Raw genomic sequence first — 22,596 nt, forward strand, 5'->3', positions numbered from 1 at the left:
CTTAAACAACGCAAGTTACTATTTCTTGCGGGTATTTATAAACTACTTCTTAGCGTCTTTGCTAAACAATTGGTCTTTAGCTGTTTTTTCTACAACCATCCCGTCTTTTAATTTATTTTGGATCGCAGAATACGGACCGGTAACGATTTCTTCACCAGATTTAACACCAGATTTAACAATAATGTATTGGTCATTTTGGATCCCTGTAGTTACCTCTGTCTTTTTCACTTTTTTGGTTTTCGCATCATAAGCATAAATGTATTGTTTCACCTTCTTATCAGTCAACTTTGATTTCTGCTTATCAGTATTTTCCTGGTTACCTTGATTTTGACCAGCATCACCAGATTTTGCGTTATCCGTAAATACAGCCTGGATTGGAATAGCCAAACCTGTTAACGATTCACTTTCAATATCAACAGTGGCCGACATACCCGGGCGGAAAATAGATTGTTGTTTACCGGCCAGTTCTTCGGTAATTCTAATTTTTACTGAGAAATTGGTTACCTGATCTACTGAAGTTGATACCGTAGTACCTACCGCGGTTGATGAACTTGCAATTTCAGTTACCACACCCCTAAATTTCTTATCAGAGAAAGCATCTACCTCAATTGAAGCTTTGTCGCCAACTTTAACACGGGTAATGTCATTTTCATTCACATCTACATTCACCTCCATTGATGATAAATTAGAGATCCGCATAATCTCTGTACCTGCCATTTGAGAAGTTCCTAAAATACGGTCTCCCAATTCGATCGATAATTTTGATACCACGCCATCAACCGGGGCATATATAGTGGTTTTAGCTAAATTTGCACCCGCTTCTTTAACATTTGCACCTGTTTGCTCTAAGGTAAACCTCGCACCGGTTACATTTTCTTTTGCACTTGCCAAATTGGCTTTTGCTGTTAAAAATGCCGCTTTAGCCGAATCGAATTCTGATGCAGAAATTACTTTTTTATTAAACAGTTCTACATTACGTTTATAGGTTGCCTCTGCATTTACAAAGTTAGCCTGGTTTTGTATCAATTGTTGTTGTGCTGCAGCCACACTAGCTTTTTGAGCATTAAATGTAGCTACTGTTCTTTCATAACCCGATTGTAAAACATCCGGGCGCACCTTACAAAGTAATTGTCCGGCTTTAACAATATCACCTTCTTTAACTTTTAACTCTACAACCTCACCTGATACTTCAGAACTTAATTTTACCTCAGTTTCTGGCTGAATTTTACCACTTGCAGTTACTGTTTCTACAACAGTTTTATCTGATGCTTTTTCTGTAGTTACTTTCTCTGTTTTAGTACCACCAATAACTCCCGTTAGGGTTAGAATGGTTAGAATGGCTACGATAGCAACTATGATGATAATGATATGCTTCAGTTTCATAATTTATTGTATTTCTTTTGTTTGTATAAGGTTGTAATCGTTAAAGGTTTTAAATAGCCTTCAATTTTAAATTAGTTAAAAGGTTATCTGTTTGCCAAGGTAATAATCAATTACTTTAGCTCTGAATAAAAGGTCGTATTTGGCTTGAATAAAATCAATTTCAGCTTTATTTCTATTGGTTTGTGCAGTGCTATAATCTAATGAATTTACTAAACCAACATTGTAACGTTGCTCAATAACATAGAAAGCATCTTTTTGGGCCTGAAAAGCATTTTGTGTAGAAGAATAACGGCTTTCTGCTGCTTTCACGTCGTAAACAGCTTGCGAAATTACTTTACTTAAATTATTTTTGGTCAGTTGCTCCTGTACCTGGGTATTTTGATAGTTGATTTTTGCCTTTCTAACGTTTGTTCTGGCTAGAAAACCATTAAAAATTGGAATTGAAAGATTTAATCCAACATATTGGTTAAAGTTGTCTTCAATCTGAGAACCAAATGCCTGCTTACCTAAAATAGTTACAAAATCAGGGGCTACAACAGATTCATTTGTACCTAATGTTCTTCCTATTTCTGAAAAACCATTAGGGGTAACTGCAAGCACTTTACTTCTTCCACTAGAGAAATTTGAGCCTAAACCACCACCGATTGAAAGGCGTGGATAATAAGATGATTTGGCAACACTTACACCCCTCAATGCAGCTTCAGTTCTTAAAGCCGCCAATTTAATATCAGGGAATGAAGTAACTGCACTTGCAAAAATAGTGTTGATATCATAACTGTTCTGTAATGAATAATTTTCGGCAATAGCTGGGGCTTGCACTTCAAACCTATTCTCTGGTTGCATTTCCATCAATTGATTTAAAGTTAAATAAGAAACCGATAATGTATTTTGAGCATTTGTGGTATTCAGTTCGGCTGTTGCTACTTGCGATTTTGCCTGAGAAATGTCTGCAAGCGTTTTGTTTCCGGCATCTAATAATGCTTGCTCTCTTTTTAAAGTCTGTTTGGCAACTTCTAGTTGTTGCTGTGAGGCGGCGAGTAAATCTTTATTGTATAAAATCTGCATATATGAGGTTACTACCTGCAAAATCAGATCGTTTTTTATTTTTTCTACATTGGTTTGATCAGCAGCAAGCAACAGTTTATTCTGTCTGATCTGATTAATTTTCTGGAAACCCTGAAAAAGATCGGCACTTGCACTTAAGCTACCATTAGCTGATGAAAATTGTTGTGATATAAACTGATTGGTTGATGGATCGATGCTACGGCCAAAGTTTTTATTATAGCTTGCCGCACCATTAAGTGTTGGCAAAAGCGCATTTTTTGATTGGCTGAGCGTTTCATTAGTTAAAGCAGCACTAATAGCTGCCTGTTTGATCTGTAAATTATTTTTAAGGGTATTATCTACTGCCTGCTGGATGGTTAAAACTTGCTGGGCATTGGCATTACTGGCAAAACCGAGGACTACAACAAAAGCAAAACCGGTAATTAACTTTTTCTTGGTAAACATCTTCATAATTTGTTTCAAATCTATATAAACAACTTTAATAATTTCAATCTGTACAGGCATTTAGTAACTTTGTTGCTAAAATGTACCTGATCAAATCACCGCTTCTGCTAAAATGGTATTATCCATCGCTATTATGGAATAAATCCCGCACCGAAAAAGTTATTTATTTGACCTTTGACGATGGACCTATACCCAATGTTACAGATTTTGTACTAAAAACTTTAAAAGCCTTCAATGCTAAAGCTACATTTTTTTGCATTGGCGATAATATTGTAAAACATCCCGACGTTTTTGAACGTGTAAAAACCGCCGGCCATGCCATCGGCAACCATACTTTTAACCACTTAAAAGGCTGGAAAACCGACGATGAAACCTATCTCCAAAACACATTAAAATGCCAGCAACTCACTCAATCGAACCTCTTCCGCCCACCTTACGGTAGAATTAAGAAAAGCCAGATCAAAAGTTTGGAATCGTTAGTTTTGCGTTCGCAGTCTACAGCGACAAACAACTCCCAACTCCCAGCGCCCAGCTCCCAGCTCAACATCGTAATGTGGGATGTGCTCAGCGGTGATTTCGACACCAATCTACCGCCCGAAAAGTGTTATAAAAACGTAATTAAACATACCGAAAATGGTTCTATAATTGTATTTCACGACAGTTTAAAAGCATTCGACCGTTTATCTTACACCCTGCCCAAGGTATTGGCTTATTTTACTGAAAAAGGTTTTAAGTTTTCATCGCTTTAGCGGTAAGCCAATGTTATGCCAAGGCTCTGGCGCCGTTTAAACCACTTAAGATCAAAACGTTAAGTTAATGACCATTAAATAACTGTTCAAAATCGCACAAAGCTGTTCGATAACGAACGGTTAAACACAATCACATCATGCTGCTTTTATTATTCTTTTTATTAACTGACAATGGCTCGGTTAATACCTTCCTAGAAGGCAATTTTTAGCTTGTATACCTTGCAATTTAGATCAATTCCAAATTACGTTATCGACTGGTTAAATTACATTTAAAGGTTGCATTTTGTTATTTTTGCTTTGGCCGTTAAAAACTGCGTTTTTACACTCGGAAACCACAAATTAAAATGTAATAACAGTATTCTTTCGATGGAAAGCACTTGTGCATTTTTATTGCACCTGCGCTCATCAATAAGGATAAAATAACTAAGATGAGTATTTATAACGATTATATCCAGGATATTGAAGACAGGAAAACCCAGGGTCTTCATCCTAAACCTATTGATGGAGCCGAATTATTAGGTGAAATCATCTCCCAAATCAAAAATGTAAATAATTTTAACAGAGCAGATGCTGTTAATTTTTTCATCTACAACACCTTGCCCGGTACCACTGCGGCAGCTGGTGTAAAAGCCGAGTTTTTAAAAGAAATTATTTTAGGCGGAACCATCGTGCCAGAAATCACACCTGATTTCGCTTTCGAATTATTATCGCACATGAAAGGCGGCCCTTCTATCAAAGTATTGTTAGATATCGCCCTTGCTGATAATGGTGATAAAGCACATAAAGCAGCGAACGTACTTAAAACACAGGTTTATTTGTACGATGCAGATACCGATCGTTTAAAAGAAGCATACAACAATGGCAATGAAATTGCCAAAGAAATACTGGAAAGCTACGCAAGGGCCGAATTCTTTACAGAATTACCTCCAATTGCTGAAGAAATTAAAGTAGTAACTTTCATTGCTGGTATTGGTGATATCTCTACGGATTTATTATCGCCAGGTAACCAGGCACACTCCCGTTCTGATCGTGAATTACATGGTAAATGTATGATCACACCTGAAGCTCAGGAACAAATAAAAGCTTTACAGGAACTACATCCCGATAAAAGCGTAATGCTCGTAGCCGAAAAAGGCACAATGGGCGTTGGTTCTTCTCGTATGTCGGGCGTAAACAATGTGGCCCTGTGGACAGGTAAAAAATCAAGTCCATATATTCCATTTGTAAACATTGCTCCTATTGTTGGTGGTACCAATGGTATTTCTCCTATTTTTTTAACAACGGTTGATGTAACTGGCGGTATCGGTATCGACCTTAAAAACTGGGTAAAGAAAACCGACGAAAACGGCAATGTGATTCGTAACGAAAACGATGAGCCAATTTTAGAGCAGGTTTACTCAATAGAAACAGGTACAGTACTTACCATCAATACCAGAACCAAAAAACTGTACAACGGCGAACAGGAATTAATTGATATTTCGAAAGCTCTAACACCACAAAAAGTTGAATTTATTAAAGCGGGTGGTTCTTACGCAATTGTATTTGGTAAAAAAATCCAAACATTTGCGGCCAAAACTTTAGGCATTGAAGCTCCGTTGGTTTTTGCCCCTGCTAAAGAAGTTTCAATAGAGGGCCAGGGTTTAACTGCTGTAGAAAAAATCTTCAACAGAAATGCAGTAGGCTTAACACAAGGTAAAGTTTTACATGCAGGTTCTGATGTGCGTGTTGAAGTAAACATTGTAGGTTCTCAGGATACAACAGGTTTAATGACCGCCCAGGAATTAGAGGCAATGGCGGCTACGGTAATCTCTCCGATTGTTGATGGAGCTTACCAATCAGGTTGTCATACTGCATCCGTTTGGGATAAAAAAGCACAGGCAAACATTCCTAAACTCATGAAGTTTATGAATGATTTTGGTGTAATTACTGCCCGTGATCCTAAAGGCGAATACCATTCTATGACGGATGTTATTCACAAGGTACTAAATGACATTACGATTGATGAGTGGGCCATTATCATTGGCGGCGATTCGCATACGCGTATGTCTAAAGGGGTAGCTTTCGGTGCCGATTCTGGTACGGTAGCTTTGGCACTGGCAACAGGCGAGGCTTCTATGCCAATTCCTGAATCGGTAAAAGTAACTTTCAAAGGCCAGATGAAAGAACACATGGATTTCCGTGATGTGGTTCATGCTACGCAATTGCAGATGTTGCAACAGTTTGATGGTGAAAATGTATTCCAGGGCCGCATTATTGAAGTACACATAGGTACTTTATTGGCCGATCAAGCCTTTACTTTTACAGATTGGACTGCAGAGATGAAAGCGAAAGCGTCTATCTGTATTTCGCAGGATGATACCCTGATCCAATCTTTAGAAATTGCTAAAAGCCGTATTCAAATCATGATAGACAAAGGTATGGACAACCATAACCAGGTTTTACAGGGTTTAATCAATAAAGCAAACAAAAGAATCGAAGAAATTAAAACTGGTATTAAACCCGCTTTAATGCCGGATAATAACGCTAAATATTATGCAGAAGTAGTTATTGATCTTGACCTCATCAACGAACCGATGATTGCTGATCCGGATGTGAATAATGCAGATGTTTCAAAACGTTATACGCACGATACCATCAGGGATTTAACTTATTACGGTGGCGATAAAAAAGTAGATCTTGGCTTCGTAGGTTCTTGTATGGTGCATAAAGACGACTTAAAAATTGTTTCTCAAATGTTGAGAAACGTTGAAACATTAACTGGTAGTGTTACCTTTAAAGCGCCGTTGGTTGTTGCTGCCCCTACTTATAATATAATTGATGAGCTGAAAGCAGAAGGCGACTGGGAATATTTACAAAAATACTCTGGATTTGAATTTAGCGATGCCTTACCAAAAAGCTCGGCACGTACAGAATATGAAAACATTATGTACCTGGAACGCCCGGGTTGTAACCTCTGCATGGGTAACCAGGAGAAAGCAGCCAAAGGCGATACGGTAATGGCTACTTCAACCCGTTTATTTCAGGGCCGTGTGGTAGAAGATAAAGATGGCAAAAAAGGCGAATCCTTACTGGCATCAACTCCGGTGGTTGTACTTTCTGCCATATTAGGTCGTATTCCAAATATTGAAGAATATAAAGTAGCAGTAGAAGGCATTAACTTAACCAAGTTTACCCCTATTTCTACAAAACAGTAATAAACAAATAAGCGTATTATTTGTTAACAATAAAAAGGCTATCTGGTAAACAGAATGGCCTTTTTGTTTTATGTAAAATTTGCATAGAATGTTTTTAAATAACATAATTTGACAATTCACAAAAACAAGTCTGTTAAAATTTGTTTAATTTAGGTAGTCCCATTATTGACAATAATTATAAAAAATAAAGTATGGCTTTTGATATAGACATGATCAAAAAGGTGTATGCAAACTTTGGTAGCCGTGTAGAAGCTGCCCGTAAAATAGTTGGCAGACCTTTAACATTATCTGAAAAAATATTATATGCACACCTTTGGGATGGAGATCCTAAAACGGCATTTAAACGTGGTTCTGACTATGTAGACTTTGCACCAGATCGCGTTGCGATGCAGGATGCAACTGCACAAATGGCTTTATTGCAATTTATGCAGGCGGGCAGGCCTCAAGTTGCCGTTCCATCTACCGTTCACTGCGATCACTTAATTACAGCTAAAGAAGGTGCTGCAATAGATTTACCTCATGCCAAAACCGAAAGCGCAGAAGTTTTTGATTTCTTATCATCCGTATCCAATAAATATGGTATCGGTTTCTGGAAACCAGGTGCCGGTATTATTCACCAGGTAGTTTTAGAAAATTATGCTTTCCCTGGTGGTATGATGATCGGAACCGACTCTCACACGGTTAATGCAGGTGGTTTAGGTATGGTTGCAATTGGTGTTGGCGGTGCCGATGCCTGCGATGTTATGGCTGGTTTACCCTGGGAACTTAAATTCCCTAAATTAATCGGTGTTAAGTTAACAGGAAAATTAAACGGCTGGACTGCCGCCAAAGATGTAATTCTTAAAGTTGCCGGTATCCTTACCGTAAAAGGTGGTACTGGGGCTATTGTAGAATATTTTGGTGATGGAGCTGTTAATTTAAGTTGTACTGGTAAAGGTACCATCTGTAACATGGGTGCCGAAATTGGTGCAACAACTTCTACTTTTGGTTATGATGAAAGCATGGAACGTTATTTACGTGCCACAGGTAGAAATGAAGTTGCTGATGAAGCAAATAAAATTGCGGCCTATTTAACAGGTGATGAAGAAGTTTATGCCAACCCTGAAAGCTATTTCGACCAGGTAATTGAAATTGACCTTGATACCCTTGAGCCTTATTTAAACGGTCCTTTTACACCGGATTTAGCTACTCCTGTTTCACAAATGAAAGTTGAGGCAGAGAAAAATGGCTGGCCTTTAAAAGTAGAATGGGGATTAATCGGTTCTTGTACCAATTCATCATACGAAGATTTATCAAGAGCGGCTTCTATCGCCAACCAGGCTATTGCAAAAGGATTGGTTACCAAATCAGCTTTCGGTATTAACCCTGGTTCTGAGCAGGTTCGTTATACCGCAGACCGTGATGGTTTCTTAAAAACTTTCGAAGATTTAGATGCCACAATTTTTACCAACGCCTGCGGACCATGTATTGGTATGTGGGACCGTACGGGTGCAGAAAAAGCAGAAAAAAATACAATCGTACACTCTTTTAACAGAAACTTTGCTAAACGTGCCGATGGTAACCCAAATACTTTCGCTTTTGTAGCTTCGCCAGAAATGGTTGCTGCAATTGCCATTTCAGGTGATTTAGGTTTCAATCCGTTAACAGATACCTTAACCAACGATAGAGGTGAGCAGGTTAAATTAGATCCGCCTACAGGGGATGAATTGCCGACTAAAGGATTTGCTGTAGATGATGCAGGTTTCCAGGCACCAGCAGCTGATGGATCAACCGTTCAGGTTTTGGTTTCTCCTACTTCTCACCGTTTACAATTATTAGATCCCTTTACCCCTTGGGAAGGTACAGACTTAAAAGGCTTGAAACTTTTAATTAAAGCCAAAGGGAAATGTACAACGGATCATATTTCTATGGCAGGTCCGTGGTTAAAATTCCGTGGTCACTTGGATAATATCTCCAACAATATGCTTATCGGTGCGGTTAACTACTTTAATGATAAAACCGATAACGTTAAAAATGAATTAACCGGAGAGTATGGTCCTGTACCAGCAACTCAACGCGATTATAAGGCAGCTGGTTTAGGCTCTATCGTAGTTGGTGATGAAAATTATGGTGAAGGTTCATCCCGTGAACACGCCGCTATGGAGCCCCGCCATTTGGGTGTTCGTGCCGTATTGGTGAAATCTTTTGCCCGTATCCACGAAACCAACCTAAAAAAGCAAGGTATGCTGGGTTTAACTTTCGCTGATAAAGATGATTACGATAAAATATTGGAAGATGATACCATCGATATTTTAGGTTTAACAGAATTTGCTCCAGATAAACCTTTAACATTGGTATTGCACCATGCTGATGGTACTGAAGAGCAGTTCGCGGTTAACCACAGTTATAATGCACAACAAATTGAGTGGTTTAAAGCTGGTGGTGCGTTAAATATTATCCGCGCAGAAGCCGCAGCTAAAGCAGCACTTTAATTAGTTAGGAGTCCGATTACTGAAGTCGGGATTCTAGCGTTTAAAATATCAATCCCGTTTTGTTAATTCAGAACGGGATTTTTTAATATCAAAAATGCCGTGATTGCGAAGAGAATGATGGTAATGTAAAGGTCTGTGGGGACACAGACCTTGGTGTTTAATAAAAACGATCGTCATTGCGAGTAGGAACGACGAAGCAATCTTTCATGATGACGATATTTACAGGAAAGATTGCTTCGTCGGCTGAAAAAGCCTTCTCGCAATGACGATTTATTTAGGAATATTCCGTAAAAAGGTCTGTGGGGACACAGACCTTGGTGGAGACACTACATCGTCCTCGTTTGTAACGAGGATGTATGAGTAAAGCGATTTTATCGCTCATAAAGGAATTATTTTCGCATTGCAAATGCGTACCTCAGAAATCCTCGTTACAAACGAGGACTATTTAAGTCTGTGGGGACACAGACCTTGGTGTTACTAAAACGATCGTCATTGCGAGGAGGAACGACGAAGCAATCTTTCATGATGGCGATATTTACAGGAAAGATTGCTTCGTCGGCTGAAAAAGCCTTCTCGCAATGACGATTTATTTAGGAATATCTTAATAAACTACATCGTCCTCGTTTGTAACGAGGATGTACGAGTAAAGCGATTTTATCGCTCATAAAGGAATTATTTTCGCATTGCAAATGCGTACCTCAGAAATCCTCGTTACAAACGAGGACTATTTAAGACGCAGTTATGTATGAAAGGTCTGTGGGGACACAGACCTTGGTATTAAGCGATATTTACAGGAAAGATTGCTTCGTCGGCTGGAAAAGCCTTCTTGCAATGACGATTTATTTAGGGCTTTCTTAATAAAGCCCATCTACAGGCTCAGCATAACACCTCTCCGTTATTCTATAATAATTATTTAAACTCATGACCGCAATTGTAGCAATGGTAGCATTTATTGCCTTTAAAAGGAGGATAAACCGCAACAAAGAATGAGATTAAAATAACCCACCAGCTAAATTTCTTTTTTGTTGCCATTCCATAACCAACATTGTCAGATCCGCAAACCTCGCAAAGAATCTTCTCTTCCTGCTGGTGCTGTGGTTCTTCACCATCATGAACAAGGGTGCTGTTATCTTCAGCCAAAAGCTGATTGATCTGATCTACATCATCTTCGAAAACAATTAATTTAATTCCTCCAATTGCCTGGTTATATAAAGGATAAATTGTAGAAACATTTTCATCTGCAAGGAAACATGAAAAACCACTATCTTCCAGTCTTGCCTTAACAATGTTGCCTTCTATGGGGTTATAAAAGGTTTTATAAACAACAGTTCTATCATTCATGATGTTAATTTAGATAAAAAAAGCTTTCGCAGATTTAAAATAAGAAACAAATGTGCTTAGCGCATAAGATTAGCTAATATAATAACTTTCATAATTAAATAGGGGATGCTGCGAAGCCACCGCTCTTAAATATGGCTTTGTTAAATCATCCTAAACCGATTTATAAAAAACTTAAGATGAGCAGTATATAGGATTGAAGAACATAGATGATCTACTTATTGCTTTAAAAATTCCTGCCACCAATAGCCAGAATCCTTAATGGTTCGCTGCTGGGTTTTAAAGTCGTTGTAAATTAACCCGAACCGGGCTGTAAATCCTTCAGCCCACTCAAAATTGTCCATTAATGTCCATGCCATATAACCAGTTACATTAACCCCTTCATTTTTAAGTTTTAAAAGCGCACTGAGGTAAAGTTTAAAATATTCAATCCGCTCAGGATCTTCTATTCTTCCATCGGTCAATTTATCGTGATAAGCAGCTCCGTTTTCTGTAATGATGATGTTTTTAACATTTGGGTAAGCCGAAAACTGTTTGATAATGTTATAAAAACTTTGGGCATTAATTTCCCATCCCATAGCAGTATGAGGCTTTTTCCTGCTTTTCGCTTTTACTTCCCAAGCCTGGATAACCGGAATAAAAGCATTGTATTTTATAGTTAATGGAAAATAATTTTGAAGTCCGATAAAATCAAAATCAAATTTCATCCTTTCCTGAAGCCGCCATGTTCCATATTCAATTTGAAATTTCTCCAATACATCCCAATCGGCAGTAGGAAAACCCATGCCCAAGGTAGGCTCTACAAATAAGCGGTTCATTAAACAGTCTACACGTTTTGCAGCCAGTATATCATTATCGCTTTGCGTATTTGGAATCACCTCCGAGCAGGAGAAAGTAGTACCAATATTGGCATTACTAACCTCAGCACGCAATATTTTTCCGCCATCGGCCTGTGCCAATGCGGTATGTAAAACAGCAGGAAAAAAATTACTTAAACCAGTTTTGCCAGGGGCATGTACACCCAGCATATACCCTAGTGAGGTATAGCCGAAAGGCTCATTCAGCACAATCCAGTTTTTTACCTTATCGCCGTATTCCAAGGCGCAAATGCTTACAAAAGCATTAAAAGCCGCATTAATGCTGAAGCTTGTCCAGCCACCCTCATCTTCCAAAGCCTGGGGTAAATCCCAATGATAAAGCGTAATATAAGGGGTAATGCCGTTTGTTAAACATTCATCGATAAGGTTGTGGTAAAAACGGATTCCTTCCTGGTTGATTTCTCCCCTACCTAAGGGCAAAATGCGCGACCAGGCGATTGAAAACCTAAAAACTTTAAAGCCTAAAAGTTTAACCAGGGCAACATCTTCGGCATAACGATGATAAAAATCGCAGGCGGGATCTAATTTATGGTTCTTTTTTATTTTACCATTTTTGGCGGTAAAGGTATCCCATATGGAAGGCCCTTTACCATATTGAGTTGCCGTACCCTCTATCTGTGCAGCAGCGGTGGCTATACCCCATAAAAAATCCTGACCAAAATTGCTTGCATTAACCATTGTTACAAATTAATTGCCATAAGTTGCAAGTTTAATATTAACAAATCATTAATAAAGTGCAGAAAAGACTTTTAGGCTACAAATAGGAAACTGAAATATATTTTTATTCGTGATTAGCCTTAATATTAATTTTCTTTTTGACACATTTTATTGAACAGACCCTATCATCACCCTAATCGTTTGACCTTTAACCTCAATCATTTGCCCTCTGACCCTAATCGTTTGACCTCTGACCCTAATCATTTGACCTCCGACCTCAATCGTTTGAGCTCTGACCCTAATCGTTTGACCTCTGCCCCCAATCGTTTGCCCTCTGACCCCAATCGTTTGCCCTCTGACCCCAATCGTTTGACCTCTGACCCCAATCGTTTGACCTTTGACCCTAATCGTTTGCCCTCTGACCCCAATCGTTTGCCCTCCGACCTCAATCGTTTGACCTTTGACCCTAATCGTTTGACCTCCGACTCTAATCGTTTGACCTCTGACCCCAATCGTTTGCCCTCTGACCCTAATCGTTTGACCTCTGACCCCAATCGTTTGCCCTCTGACCCTAATCGTTTGCCCTCTGACCCCAATCGTTTGACCTCTGACCCTAATCGTTTGACCTTTGATCCTAATCGTTTGACCTTTGACCCCAATCGTTTGCCCTCTGACCCCAATCGTTTGCCCTCTGACCCCAATCGTTTGCCCTCTGACCCCAATCGTTTGACCTAAAAGCTCCGACCCTTTACCTAAAAGCTCCTACTCACTACCTAAAAGCTCCGACTCGCTACCTAAAAGCTACTTATCTGCTATTGTTGGCTATGGTGCTTTAACTACAGTGGTATCTTGCGCCAGGATAGGAATCTTATAATTTCCGGTATCTACAGTTACCTTTGGCAATACTTTTTTGATGCCAGCCAGATCTGCTTTATTTATCCCAGTTTGATAGATATAGAGGTACTTTAGATTTTGAAGTTTTTTTAACTGATTAATTCCCCTGGCTGTAATTTTAGTACCTACCAAACTTAATGATTGCAACTGATCTAAATCTTTTAGGGCTACCAAACCAGCATCAGTTACCTGGGTATTGTTTAGGTTTAACCGGGTTAAGTTTTTACAATCTTTAATGGCTGCCAGTGTTTGATCGGTTACATACTTATTTTCGAGTTTAAGCCAAAGCAGCTGTTTATCTGCCGATTTAATAAGATCCAACACCTCTTTACCCATCGATTTTACATTGATAAAGTTTGCCGAAAGGTAATTTGTATTTTGTGAAACAGGAATTATGGTTACACCTGCATCAGTAAACTTTTTAAGTACTTTTTCATCAACAGGCGAAACTTCTTCCTCCGGGATATCGGTATTTTTTATTTCTTCATTTGCTGCTTCACCATTTTGCAACACTGCTAAAACAGGTTTGATTTCTTGTGTTTGAGGGAGGTTTTTAAATTTTTTCTTAAAATCAGCACCATTCTTTATCCACCATTTTAATAAAGCAATTTCATTAGCGGTAAGCTGTGGCTTTTCTTTAGGTGCCATATGGTCTTCATCATTTAATGGCAACAGAATTCGCTTAACCAGTTCACTTTCTTCAGCCTTACCTTTTACCAGGGCAGCCCCGTTTGCTCCTCCTTTTAAAATATAAACTTCTTCATCCAACCGGAGTTTTCCTTTTTGCTTTTCGCTGCCGTGGCAACTGTAACAACGGTTTCTAAAGAGGGGCTGAATTGCATTCTGGTAAACAAATGCTTCCTGCACATTTGGAATTGCAGGAATGGCCGCAGCTCCCTTTAAGCCACTTTCTTTTAGGGGTGCGGTTAAATAATCTGATCCATGGGTTAAAGATCCACCCATATGGCCTGTTATAGAAATCAGTACAGTAAGGATAACTGCAACTGCTCCCAATATCCCTTTAGCTTTAATTTTATTGTAAATGATCCAAAAAACAAGCGATAACGCGGCAACGCTAATGCCCATCCATTGGTGATTGCTAACCAAATTGACATCATAATCACCTCCATTTGCCAAAAGATACCCGGTTATGCAAGAAACAATGGCACTTAATGCGCCTAAAAGCAACATGATGGAAATTGCAGGCTTTAGATTTGCAAAGCTGGCTTTGAGCGACAGTACAATACAGATGCAAGCCAACAATAAAATGCCGATGGGAAGGTGAACAAAAACAGGATGAAAACGGCCAAAAAACTCAAGCATCTTTATTTATTGATATCTTTTTCTTAATAAATTCATCATATACACATTTATTGCCCATTGATCGGCAACAGGCTGGCGGGTGTAGGGTAAAGTTGGCATATAATCTGCCGGGCCAAATTCGGTTAGGATCGTCATCCGTTCTCCGTTTTTCTTTTTCCTGGCAATAACCTTGTCCCACCAGGCCAAATGCGCCTCTACTACTTTGGCCCATTCAGGTGCCCTTGGGTCGTTTACCTGCGGACCTTCGGGATGCCCTACCCTGGAATGGATATGATCTGTTTTTTCCAAAATAAAGTCGATGGTTTGCTTTTGATCAGCCAGTAAGCTTTCGTGCACATTGCACCAATGTGAAATATCGAGGGTGAACCTTATTTCAGGATTTTTTTCGGCAAAATGCTTTGCAACCGGGGCGGCAAACATCATCCGGCTCCGGTGCGTTTCATGATAAATTGGTATCCCTGATGATTTTCTTTTGGCTGTTACATAATCGATAATCCGTTTATTTTCTTCGTATGTGAAGAAATCTTTCCCCGAATGGCAATTGATGTAAAGTGGTTTCTGATAGGTATTGGCGCAAATGGCATCTATATTTTTTTTAAATGATGCCAGATGATCTGCAATATTTGCCTGTGAGCCGGCACATAAAAATCCTATCTCAAGTTTATATTTCTTTACGGCATCAAAAAGTTCTTTCACTGCTTTATCTTCTCCAGGCCACCACACCTCAATTCCTTCGTACCCCTCCTTTTTTGCGGCTGCACAAAATTCATCTCTTGTACCTTCAAAACCCCAATCGGTTTGCATAAATAAAAGTTCATACCCTACTTTAGTTTTTACCCTGCTAAGCGCATGTGGACTAACATCCTGTAGGGGTGCCAAATACGAAGCCACCGTTACAAGGGCGGTATTTTGTAAGAATTTTCTCCTGGTTTGAGACATGAATTAATGATTGAATGAGTTATTTTATTTATGATTGGATTATTGAATGGTGGTATTTCTATTCTAAACTTTGGACTCAAAACTTCTATCCTCCGACTAGAACCTACGCCACAACCTCCCTTATTACCTTACCTGCTACATCAGTTAACCTGAACGGCCGGCCCTGAAAAGGGTAAGTAAACTGTTCGTGGTCGAAACCCAACTGGTTTAATATCGTGGCCTGAACATCGAAAGCATCCACTTTACCGCTGATGGCACTGTAACCTATTTCGTCGGTTTCGCCATGGGTAAAGCCTTTTTTAACACCTCCGCCTGCCATCCAGATGGTAAATGCTTCTGTGTGGTGATCTCTGCCTTTAAATGGGTTTTGAATACCATTTCTATTTTCCATCATAGGTGTGCGGCCAAATTCACCACCCCAAACCACCAAAGTTTCTTCCAATAAACCACGTTGTTTCAAATCCATCAGTAAAGCAGTAATCGGCCTGTCGATGCTTCTGCATTTATTTTTTAAGCCAATGTTGAGCGAGTTATTCGAACTATCGCCATGCGCATCCCAACCCCAATCGAACAATTGAATGTACCGTACTCCTTTTTCTACCAGTTTACGGGCAAGCAACACATTGTTGGCAAAGCAAGCTTTACCAGGTTGTGTTCCATACATTTCATGAATGTAGGCGGGTTCATCATTAATATTCATCACTTCCGGGGCCGATATCTGCATGCGGTAAGCCATTTCGTACTGTGCTATCCGCGATAAAATTTCCGGGTCGTTATATTCATGATATTGTTGTTCATTCGCTTTGTTGATGGCCTCGATAGATGCTTTTCTTAAATCGCGGTTCATCCCATCAGGATCTTTGATAAAAAGTACCGGATCGCCCTCACTGCGGCATTGTACACCCTGGTATACTGAAGGTAAAAAACCGCTCCCCCAAACACTTTTGCCGGCATCAGGAAAACTTCCTCCACTGGTAAGCACTACATATCCGGGTAAATTCTGATTTTCTGATCCTAAACCATAAGTAACCCAGCTGCCCATACTTGGTCTGCCCAAACGTGGCGAACCGGTATGTACCAATAATTGAGCTGGTGCGTGGTTAAACTGATCGGTTTTTACCGCTTTTAAAAAAGTTACATCATCTACCATAGTAGAAAAGTGTGGCAGATTATCGCTTACCAAAGCACCAGACTGACCATGCTTGGCAAATACCGCCTGTGGACCCAGCATTTTTGGTACGCCAGTGATAAACGCAAATTTTTTGCCTGCCAGCAGTGATGGCGGACAGTCTTGCCCATCCATTTTCATCAGTTCGGGTTTAAAATCAAACAGCTCCAATTGAGACGGTGCGCCCGCCATATGTAAATAAATTACACTTTTGGCCTTACCAACCAAGGGTGGCGATTTTGGCAATAAAGGATGTGCCGGATCGTAAGCAATTTTAGTTTGTGGACTGGAAAAAAGATTGCCGCAGCCACCCAATAAAGATCCCATCGCTAAAGCACCCAGGCCCATTGCACTTTCCTTTAAAAAATGCCTCCGCGAATGAAGTTGCGCATTGGCCTCATGTGCTTCTTTAATTAACCGATGAGCGTTTAACTCGTCTCTTGTCATAATGAATCAGATTAATTTTTGGTAACCACTTCGTCCAGATTGAGCATTGCATTTGCCACTAAAACCATTGCTGCATCCTCTGGCTTGTATTTCTTTTGTTTATCGCCCATAAAAGCCGATACGTTAGCCGCATTCTTTTTAAACTCATCAAAAGCTTGGGCATATAAATCCTCAAATATTTTTAACCGGTTTTGAGGGATTACTTTATATAAAATGAGTTCATATCCCTTTGAAATTTTTGATTTGCTGCTGTTCCCGCCAACCTTATCCATACGTGCTGCCAGTTTTCTGGCCAGATCGATGTAAACACTATCATTTAAGGTAACAAGGGCTTGCAAAGGGGTGTTGGTACGGATTCGCCGCGGACTGCAAACTACCCGCGATGCCCCATCGAAAGCAATAGCTGATGGATATGGGGCCGTTCTTTTCCAATAAGTATAAATACCCCTGCGGTACTGTTCTTCGCCACCACTGGTAATCCATTTGGCACCACTATAAGGCGAAAACCAAATTCCTTCGGGCTGCCAGGGCATTACTGGCGGGCCATACATTTTGTTGCTCAGTACCCCGCAAACAGCCAAACTTTGGTCTCTTATCTGCTCAGCACTAAGCCTGATGCGCGAGCCACGGGCATAAAACTTGTTAAAAAGGTCTTTTTCTTTTAATTCTTCCGATACCTTACTGTCTTGCCTGTAAGTGGCCATCATCACCAGCTCTTTCAACATTTTTTTAACGCTCCAGTTGTATTTGTGCATAAACTGGTAAGCCATAAAATCCAACAGCTCCTGGTGGGTTGGTGCCATGCCCTGCGTACCCATATCTTCGAGGGTTTCTACCAAACCTGCTCCATATAACTGCTCCCACAAGCGGTTAACCATTGTTCTTGATACCAGCGGATTTCTTTTATCGGTAAGCCACATTGCAAGGCCCATGCGGTTATCAGGTGCATTTTTGGGCATAGCAAAAGCAAGAGAATTTGGCACCCCAACTTTTACCTCCTTACCCTTTGATGTCCACGCACCACGCTCAAACACATAGTTTTTGCGTTGCATGCTCAAAGGATTTTCGACCATTATTGGTGTAGTAGGCACCTTGGCATTCATTAAATCAGTAAACGTTTTCTTTTTGGCTGCGTATTCTGGCTTACCCTTGCCAGGAAATTGCTTTGTAAAATAAAACCAGTCGAAATACACCATAAACTGATCAGGATTTTTTACCGAGGCATTTGTATAGTTTAAGTATACGTCCTTCAAGCCGCTCTGTTTAGGAAAATCAATCGCTACATTTTCATAACCCTGTGTTTGAGCAAGTTTCCACGATTTAATAACCGGTCCGTTTGCCGAACCAAGGTGCAAACTCATTGTGCCGTTTGGCTGGTTACAGTTGTAACGCAGAATCAGTTGATCTATATCCTGAAGGTTTACTGATTTTAACCTGGCCGATGAACTATTTTTAAAATATAACGCAATGTTATTGTTGCCAATTACCGAATTAACCAATTGATCAGCCGTGGTTGAATTTATTGTAGGCTCACCTGTTTTTAAAAACAAACTCATTTGATCTGCTCTTTCTTTACCTGCAACAGCTTTAACCCAGCTTGTTAAAGTATTTAACTCGTTTTTTAAGCTATCGTTAAAATTCCTGAATAAAGGATATTCGGCCTGCACATCTTCATCCCTTGTATTGTTAAAATACGACATGAATTTATAATACTCATCATGCTTAAAAGGATCGTATGGATGGCTATGGCACTGTACGCAAGAAAACGTTGTACTCATCAGCCCTTCCCAGGTTGCGTTAACGCGATCCAACACTGCCGATGTTCTAAATTCTTCGTTGTTTGTACCACCTTCATCATTGGTGGGCGTGTTCCGGCTAAAAGCGGTAGCAATATATTGAGCATCGGTTGGATTGGGGAATAAATCGCCAGCAATCTGATCGGTGATAAACTGATCATATGGCATATCCCGGTTAAAGGCTTTAATCACCCAATCGCGGTAGCTCCAGATGTTTCTGTTAGGGTCGCTCTCATAACCTTTTGTATCGGCATACCGGGCAATATCCAGCCACATAGAAGCCCAACGCTCGCCAAATTTTGGCGATGCCAGCAAACTATCTACCAATATACTGTATGCCTGAGGTTCGTTTTCGCTATTGAGGTAAAATTTCGCCAGTTTTTCTGAAGGGTAAGTACCAATCAGATCCAAACTCGCTCTTCTTAATAAAGTTGCCCGATCGGCTGTTTTGGAAGGTTCGAACTTGTTTTCTTTGAGTTTTGCAAAAATAAATTTATCCAGGTCATTGCGCACCCAGTCATTATCTACATCAGGCACATTAGTAGGTTTAACACTTACGTAGGCCCAATGCTGCCCCCATTTTGCGCCCTGGTTTATCCAGCTGCTTAACACATCAATCTCCTCACCATTTAAGGCAGGGTGTTTATAAGGCATCCTTTCTTCGGGATCGTTGGATTTTAAGCGTTTTATAAATTCGCTGGCTTCTGCATTACCGGGAATAATTGCCGGCTTACCACTTTTGGTATTGGCAAGTGCTTCTTCTCTAAACAGCACGCTAAAACCACCTTGCTGTTTAACGCCACCATGGCACGAAATGCATTTTTTATTTAAAATAGGTTTAACCTGGGTGTTAAAATCAACCTCTTTCTCAGAAGAAAAAAGCGAAAAGGCAATTAAAGCAGTCGCAATTAGCAGAAAGCCAGAGGCAAACAACATTTTCTTTTTCAACAACATTTTGGTTAGTATAAATTAAACTAATGTTTAGCAACTTAACATCTATACACAATGTTAAACAATACTAAACAATAATCAAAGTAACAAATTGCGTTAATTGGCTAAATAGCCCCTTTGTTAACCCTCGCTTAAACCAAAGATGAAGAAAAAAAATTTAGTTAAGAATGCATTAATTTGCCCAAAAGATGGATTATATTACTTTAAGCTTTTTAAAATCGATAACTCGTTCAACAGCACAGCACCTGACTAAACCATTATCCAACAGGAAACGCTAATCAAGCGATAAACCGATTTCTTTTAACAAGATTGCGGCATTGAACGTTTTGCAAGGGCCTTGTTTTAATTGGTAATCAAATCTCATTTCGCCGGCTGTAATCTGGATATCGAAATGGAAATTACGCACCGTTTCAGGATGGTCTAAAATAAGATCGGCCAATTGCAGATCGTGTGTGGCAAAAAGTGCCGGTGTTTTTTCGGCAATTAACTTTTGCACAAAAACCTTTGAGCCCAGGTATTTATCCCTGCTGTTGGTACCCCGAAGCATCTCGTCGATCAATACAAAAGTATCTTTATCTTTAACCACATTATCAAGGATCATTTTAAGGCGGTTTAACTCGGCTTTAAATGTAGATGTACTTTCATTCAGCGAATCTTTAATCCGCATGTAAGTGTTAATCGAAAATACCGATAACTGCATGGCATTTGCGCAAACCGGTGCACCTGCATAAGCCAACACCATATTAATACCCAACGTACGCAAAAAGGTACTTTTCCCTGCCATATTCGATCCGGTTACAATATCAACAGTAGGTTTTGCTTCGAGGTTAAAATCATTGCTCACCCTTAATTGTTCATCAATTAACGGATGTCCGATTTGAGTACCATTTAATGCAAATTGATCGGTAAGCACAGGAAAAACCCAGTTGGGCTGGTTATAAGCCGTTGTGGCCAGTGATATTATTTCTTCAAAATTGCCCAAATGGTCAAGCGCTTTAATTACCTCTTTTGATGACGATTTGTACCAGATATCCAAGCTGATACAGCACCTTAAATCCCATAATAAAAGTGCATTCAAAATTCCGCCAACGATCATATTTAGGCGGGCATCAAAATTCTTGATAATTTTAGATAGTGCTTTAATCTCTTTACTGGCAGGAATTTTCGAATCCAGTAAACTCAGCGTATAGCTACTTTTCCAGTCTTGATTTTCTGTCCACAAAATAGCCGTGGCATAACCGTTAAGCAGGCTTGAGCTTCCTCCGAAGCTATAAAAAACTTTATTGATCTTCGCTCCCCATAAAACATTCCACCCGGCATGAATGATACAGAGCAATATCAGTATTTTCCAGAAAACACTACTCACTAATAGCGCAGCCAAAACAAGGGCAATAATGATATAAGGCACAAATTTAACGTACAACCTTAAAATTTTACTGCCAACAAACTCCAGTTGCGCACCAAGCTGGTGCTTCAATTGTGTTTTAATCAGTTCTATCCTTTCAGGATCGTAGCCATGCAGGTTTGCTCGGAAACTAAAAGTATCGGCTATTTTAGCCACCATTTCTCTTACTGCTTCCTGCCGCTGAATGATGTTATTTTTTACCGGTTTTTCTGCAAAGCTTTTGGCCAGCAGGTCGTTTCCACTTTTGGTACTGCAACGGTTTACCAGCGCAAAGAGCGATGCGCTTCCGAAAATATCAAGATCAGAACTATAGGGATGAAGTTCTGATTGGAAGTTTTTACCAGCATCGTAACCGTTTTCGGTTCCGTTTAAAATATTTGATTCATTTTCATACACCCACAAAAGCTGCTTTTTATAATCATTTTCACGATCGAGAATGCTTTGCCTGCGCACAACCAATGCAAAAATGATTACCGGCACCAGTAAGCCAATTTGTATTAATGTGCGTAATTCATCATCTGCAGATTGAACTAAAAAGATAAACAGTATAATCTCTGCTACAAACAAACCGATACGGATAAAAGAAAGCTGATCGATCAGTTTTTTTGTTTGATCAATATCTGCTATTACCTGCTTAATATTCTGATCGTAACCGGCTATTATTTCTGTTTGCTGTTTTAACATGACTGGATTAATAAATATACTTTCGGAGGTTTCAGATCGATAAATTATACTATTTGTTACAATTTTATCTAAGTTTGAATCTCGAAAATTCTAAAGATAGGGAAATATTAAATGAAGATTACGCTGATCGCCATTGGCAAAACAGAAGATAAGTATTTGATTGAAGGAATTGATAAATACATTAACCGCCTAAAACATTACATTAACTTCAGCTTTTTGGCTTTGCCGGATGTAAAAAACGTTAAAAATCTTAGCGAAGCACAGCAAAAAACCAAAGAAGCCGAATTGTTGCACAAACAAATTAATAATGGCGATGTTGTTATTTTATTGGATGAAAAAGGAAAAAAGTACTCATCAGTGGCGTTCTCCAACTATTTAAATAAACAGATGATCGGTAGTGTTCAGCATTTAATTTTTATTATAGGCGGTCCGTACGGTTTTGAAGAAAGCATTTACAAAAGGGCAAATGGTTTAATTTCTTTATCTGATATGACCTTTTCGCACCAAATGATCAGGTTATTTTTTGTGGAGCAGCTTTACCGGGGCTTTAGTATTTTAAAGGGAGAACCTTACCACCACGCTTAACACTAAAAATTACCTGGTTGGCCCGAAAAGCAAATAGCGGTGTGGAAATGGCGAACGAAAATCATCATTAAACAAAAAAAGATGTTACTAGATAAATATAAACGGGAATACAGATATAAGAGCAATCAAAACGGCAACAATAAATACCTATGGATCAGCATTATTGCTTCTTTGGTAATTGTAGCCTTGCTTTATTATTTCTTCGATTAAATTCCACAAAAAAAC

Annotated in this window: 14 protein-coding genes; 5 read left to right on the forward strand and 9 right to left on the reverse strand. The window is 39.4% G+C overall.

All coding sequences use genetic code 11. The features are described 5' to 3' along the window. Positions 1–42: 42 nt before the first annotated feature. Together ACZZZW_RS23200 and ACZZZW_RS23205 are read right to left on the reverse strand one after the other, a co-directional pair. Positions 43–1,383: an efflux RND transporter periplasmic adaptor subunit gene (locus tag ACZZZW_RS23200; protein WP_082458715.1), complete on the reverse strand. Its 1,341-nt coding sequence runs from the start codon at positions 1,381–1,383 to the stop codon at positions 43–45. A 75-nt stretch (positions 1,384–1,458) separates the two neighbouring features. Further along, complete coding sequence (locus ACZZZW_RS23205) at positions 1,459–2,952, reverse strand: TolC family protein (RefSeq protein ID WP_235526041.1); 1,494 nt, start codon at positions 2,950–2,952, stop codon at positions 1,459–1,461. A 20-nt stretch (positions 2,953–2,972) separates the two neighbouring features. Between ACZZZW_RS23205 and ACZZZW_RS23210 the strand changes: the two genes are divergently transcribed. The 3 genes from ACZZZW_RS23210 (at position 2,973) to ACZZZW_RS23220 (ending at position 9,306) form a co-directional block, all read left to right on the forward strand. Then, positions 2,973–3,641, forward strand: a complete 669-nt coding sequence (locus tag ACZZZW_RS23210) for a polysaccharide deacetylase family protein (protein WP_055907519.1) — start codon at positions 2,973–2,975, stop codon at positions 3,639–3,641. A gap of 428 nt (positions 3,642–4,069) precedes the next feature. Continuing rightward, positions 4,070–6,835: a bifunctional aconitate hydratase 2/2-methylisocitrate dehydratase gene (locus ACZZZW_RS23215; RefSeq protein WP_463497045.1), complete on the forward strand. Its 2,766-nt coding sequence runs from the start codon at positions 4,070–4,072 to the stop codon at positions 6,833–6,835. A 191-nt stretch (positions 6,836–7,026) separates the two neighbouring features. Continuing rightward, entirely contained in the window at positions 7,027–9,306 is a 2,280-nt protein-coding gene (locus ACZZZW_RS23220; protein WP_055907525.1) for an aconitate hydratase, read from the forward strand. 909 nt (positions 9,307–10,215) lie between these two features. On the opposite strand, the gene ACZZZW_RS23225 is transcribed toward ACZZZW_RS23220, so the two are convergent. From ACZZZW_RS23225 to ACZZZW_RS23255, 7 genes are all read right to left on the reverse strand, one after another. After that, positions 10,216–10,647 carry a putative signal transducing protein gene (locus tag ACZZZW_RS23225; RefSeq protein WP_055907528.1) on the reverse strand — a complete coding sequence of 144 codons (432 nt, stop codon included), beginning with the start codon at positions 10,645–10,647 and terminating at the stop codon, positions 10,216–10,218. 215 nt (positions 10,648–10,862) lie between these two features. Continuing rightward, positions 10,863–12,200: a GH1 family beta-glucosidase gene (locus ACZZZW_RS23230; protein ID WP_055907532.1), complete on the reverse strand. Its 1,338-nt coding sequence runs from the start codon at positions 12,198–12,200 to the stop codon at positions 10,863–10,865. 801 nt (positions 12,201–13,001) lie between these two features. Beyond that, a complete protein-coding gene (locus ACZZZW_RS23235; RefSeq protein ID WP_055907538.1) occupies positions 13,002–14,396 on the reverse strand; it encodes a c-type cytochrome domain-containing protein in 1,395 nt (464 codons plus the stop codon). Between the two features lie 6 nt (positions 14,397–14,402). Further along, on the reverse strand, positions 14,403–15,335 hold the full coding sequence (locus ACZZZW_RS23240) for a sugar phosphate isomerase/epimerase family protein (RefSeq protein ID WP_055907540.1): 933 nt from the start codon (positions 15,333–15,335) through the stop codon (positions 14,403–14,405). A 103-nt stretch (positions 15,336–15,438) separates the two neighbouring features. Further along, positions 15,439–16,950 carry a DUF1501 domain-containing protein gene (locus ACZZZW_RS23245; RefSeq protein ID WP_463497052.1) on the reverse strand — a complete coding sequence of 504 codons (1,512 nt, stop codon included), beginning with the start codon at positions 16,948–16,950 and terminating at the stop codon, positions 15,439–15,441. Between the two features lie 11 nt (positions 16,951–16,961). Next, positions 16,962–19,694 (reverse strand): DUF1553 domain-containing protein, encoded by a 2,733-nt coding sequence (locus ACZZZW_RS23250; RefSeq protein WP_463497055.1) that lies wholly within the window; start codon positions 19,692–19,694, stop codon positions 16,962–16,964. A 277-nt stretch (positions 19,695–19,971) separates the two neighbouring features. Then, positions 19,972–21,786 carry a MutS-related protein gene (locus ACZZZW_RS23255; RefSeq protein WP_055907549.1) on the reverse strand — a complete coding sequence of 605 codons (1,815 nt, stop codon included), beginning with the start codon at positions 21,784–21,786 and terminating at the stop codon, positions 19,972–19,974. 111 nt (positions 21,787–21,897) lie between these two features. Here ACZZZW_RS23255 and rlmH point away from each other — a divergent pair, with 111 nt between their 5' ends. Together rlmH and ACZZZW_RS23265 are read left to right on the forward strand one after the other, a co-directional pair. Further along, positions 21,898–22,371 carry a 23S rRNA (pseudouridine(1915)-N(3))-methyltransferase RlmH gene (gene rlmH, locus ACZZZW_RS23260; RefSeq protein ID WP_055907552.1) on the forward strand — a complete coding sequence of 158 codons (474 nt, stop codon included), beginning with the start codon at positions 21,898–21,900 and terminating at the stop codon, positions 22,369–22,371. 81 nt (positions 22,372–22,452) lie between these two features. Further along, positions 22,453–22,581 carry a hypothetical protein gene (locus ACZZZW_RS23265; RefSeq protein ID WP_255352031.1) on the forward strand — a complete coding sequence of 43 codons (129 nt, stop codon included), beginning with the start codon at positions 22,453–22,455 and terminating at the stop codon, positions 22,579–22,581. Positions 22,582–22,596 lie beyond the last annotated feature (15 nt).

This window comes from Pedobacter sp. AC379 (assembly GCF_979258145.1).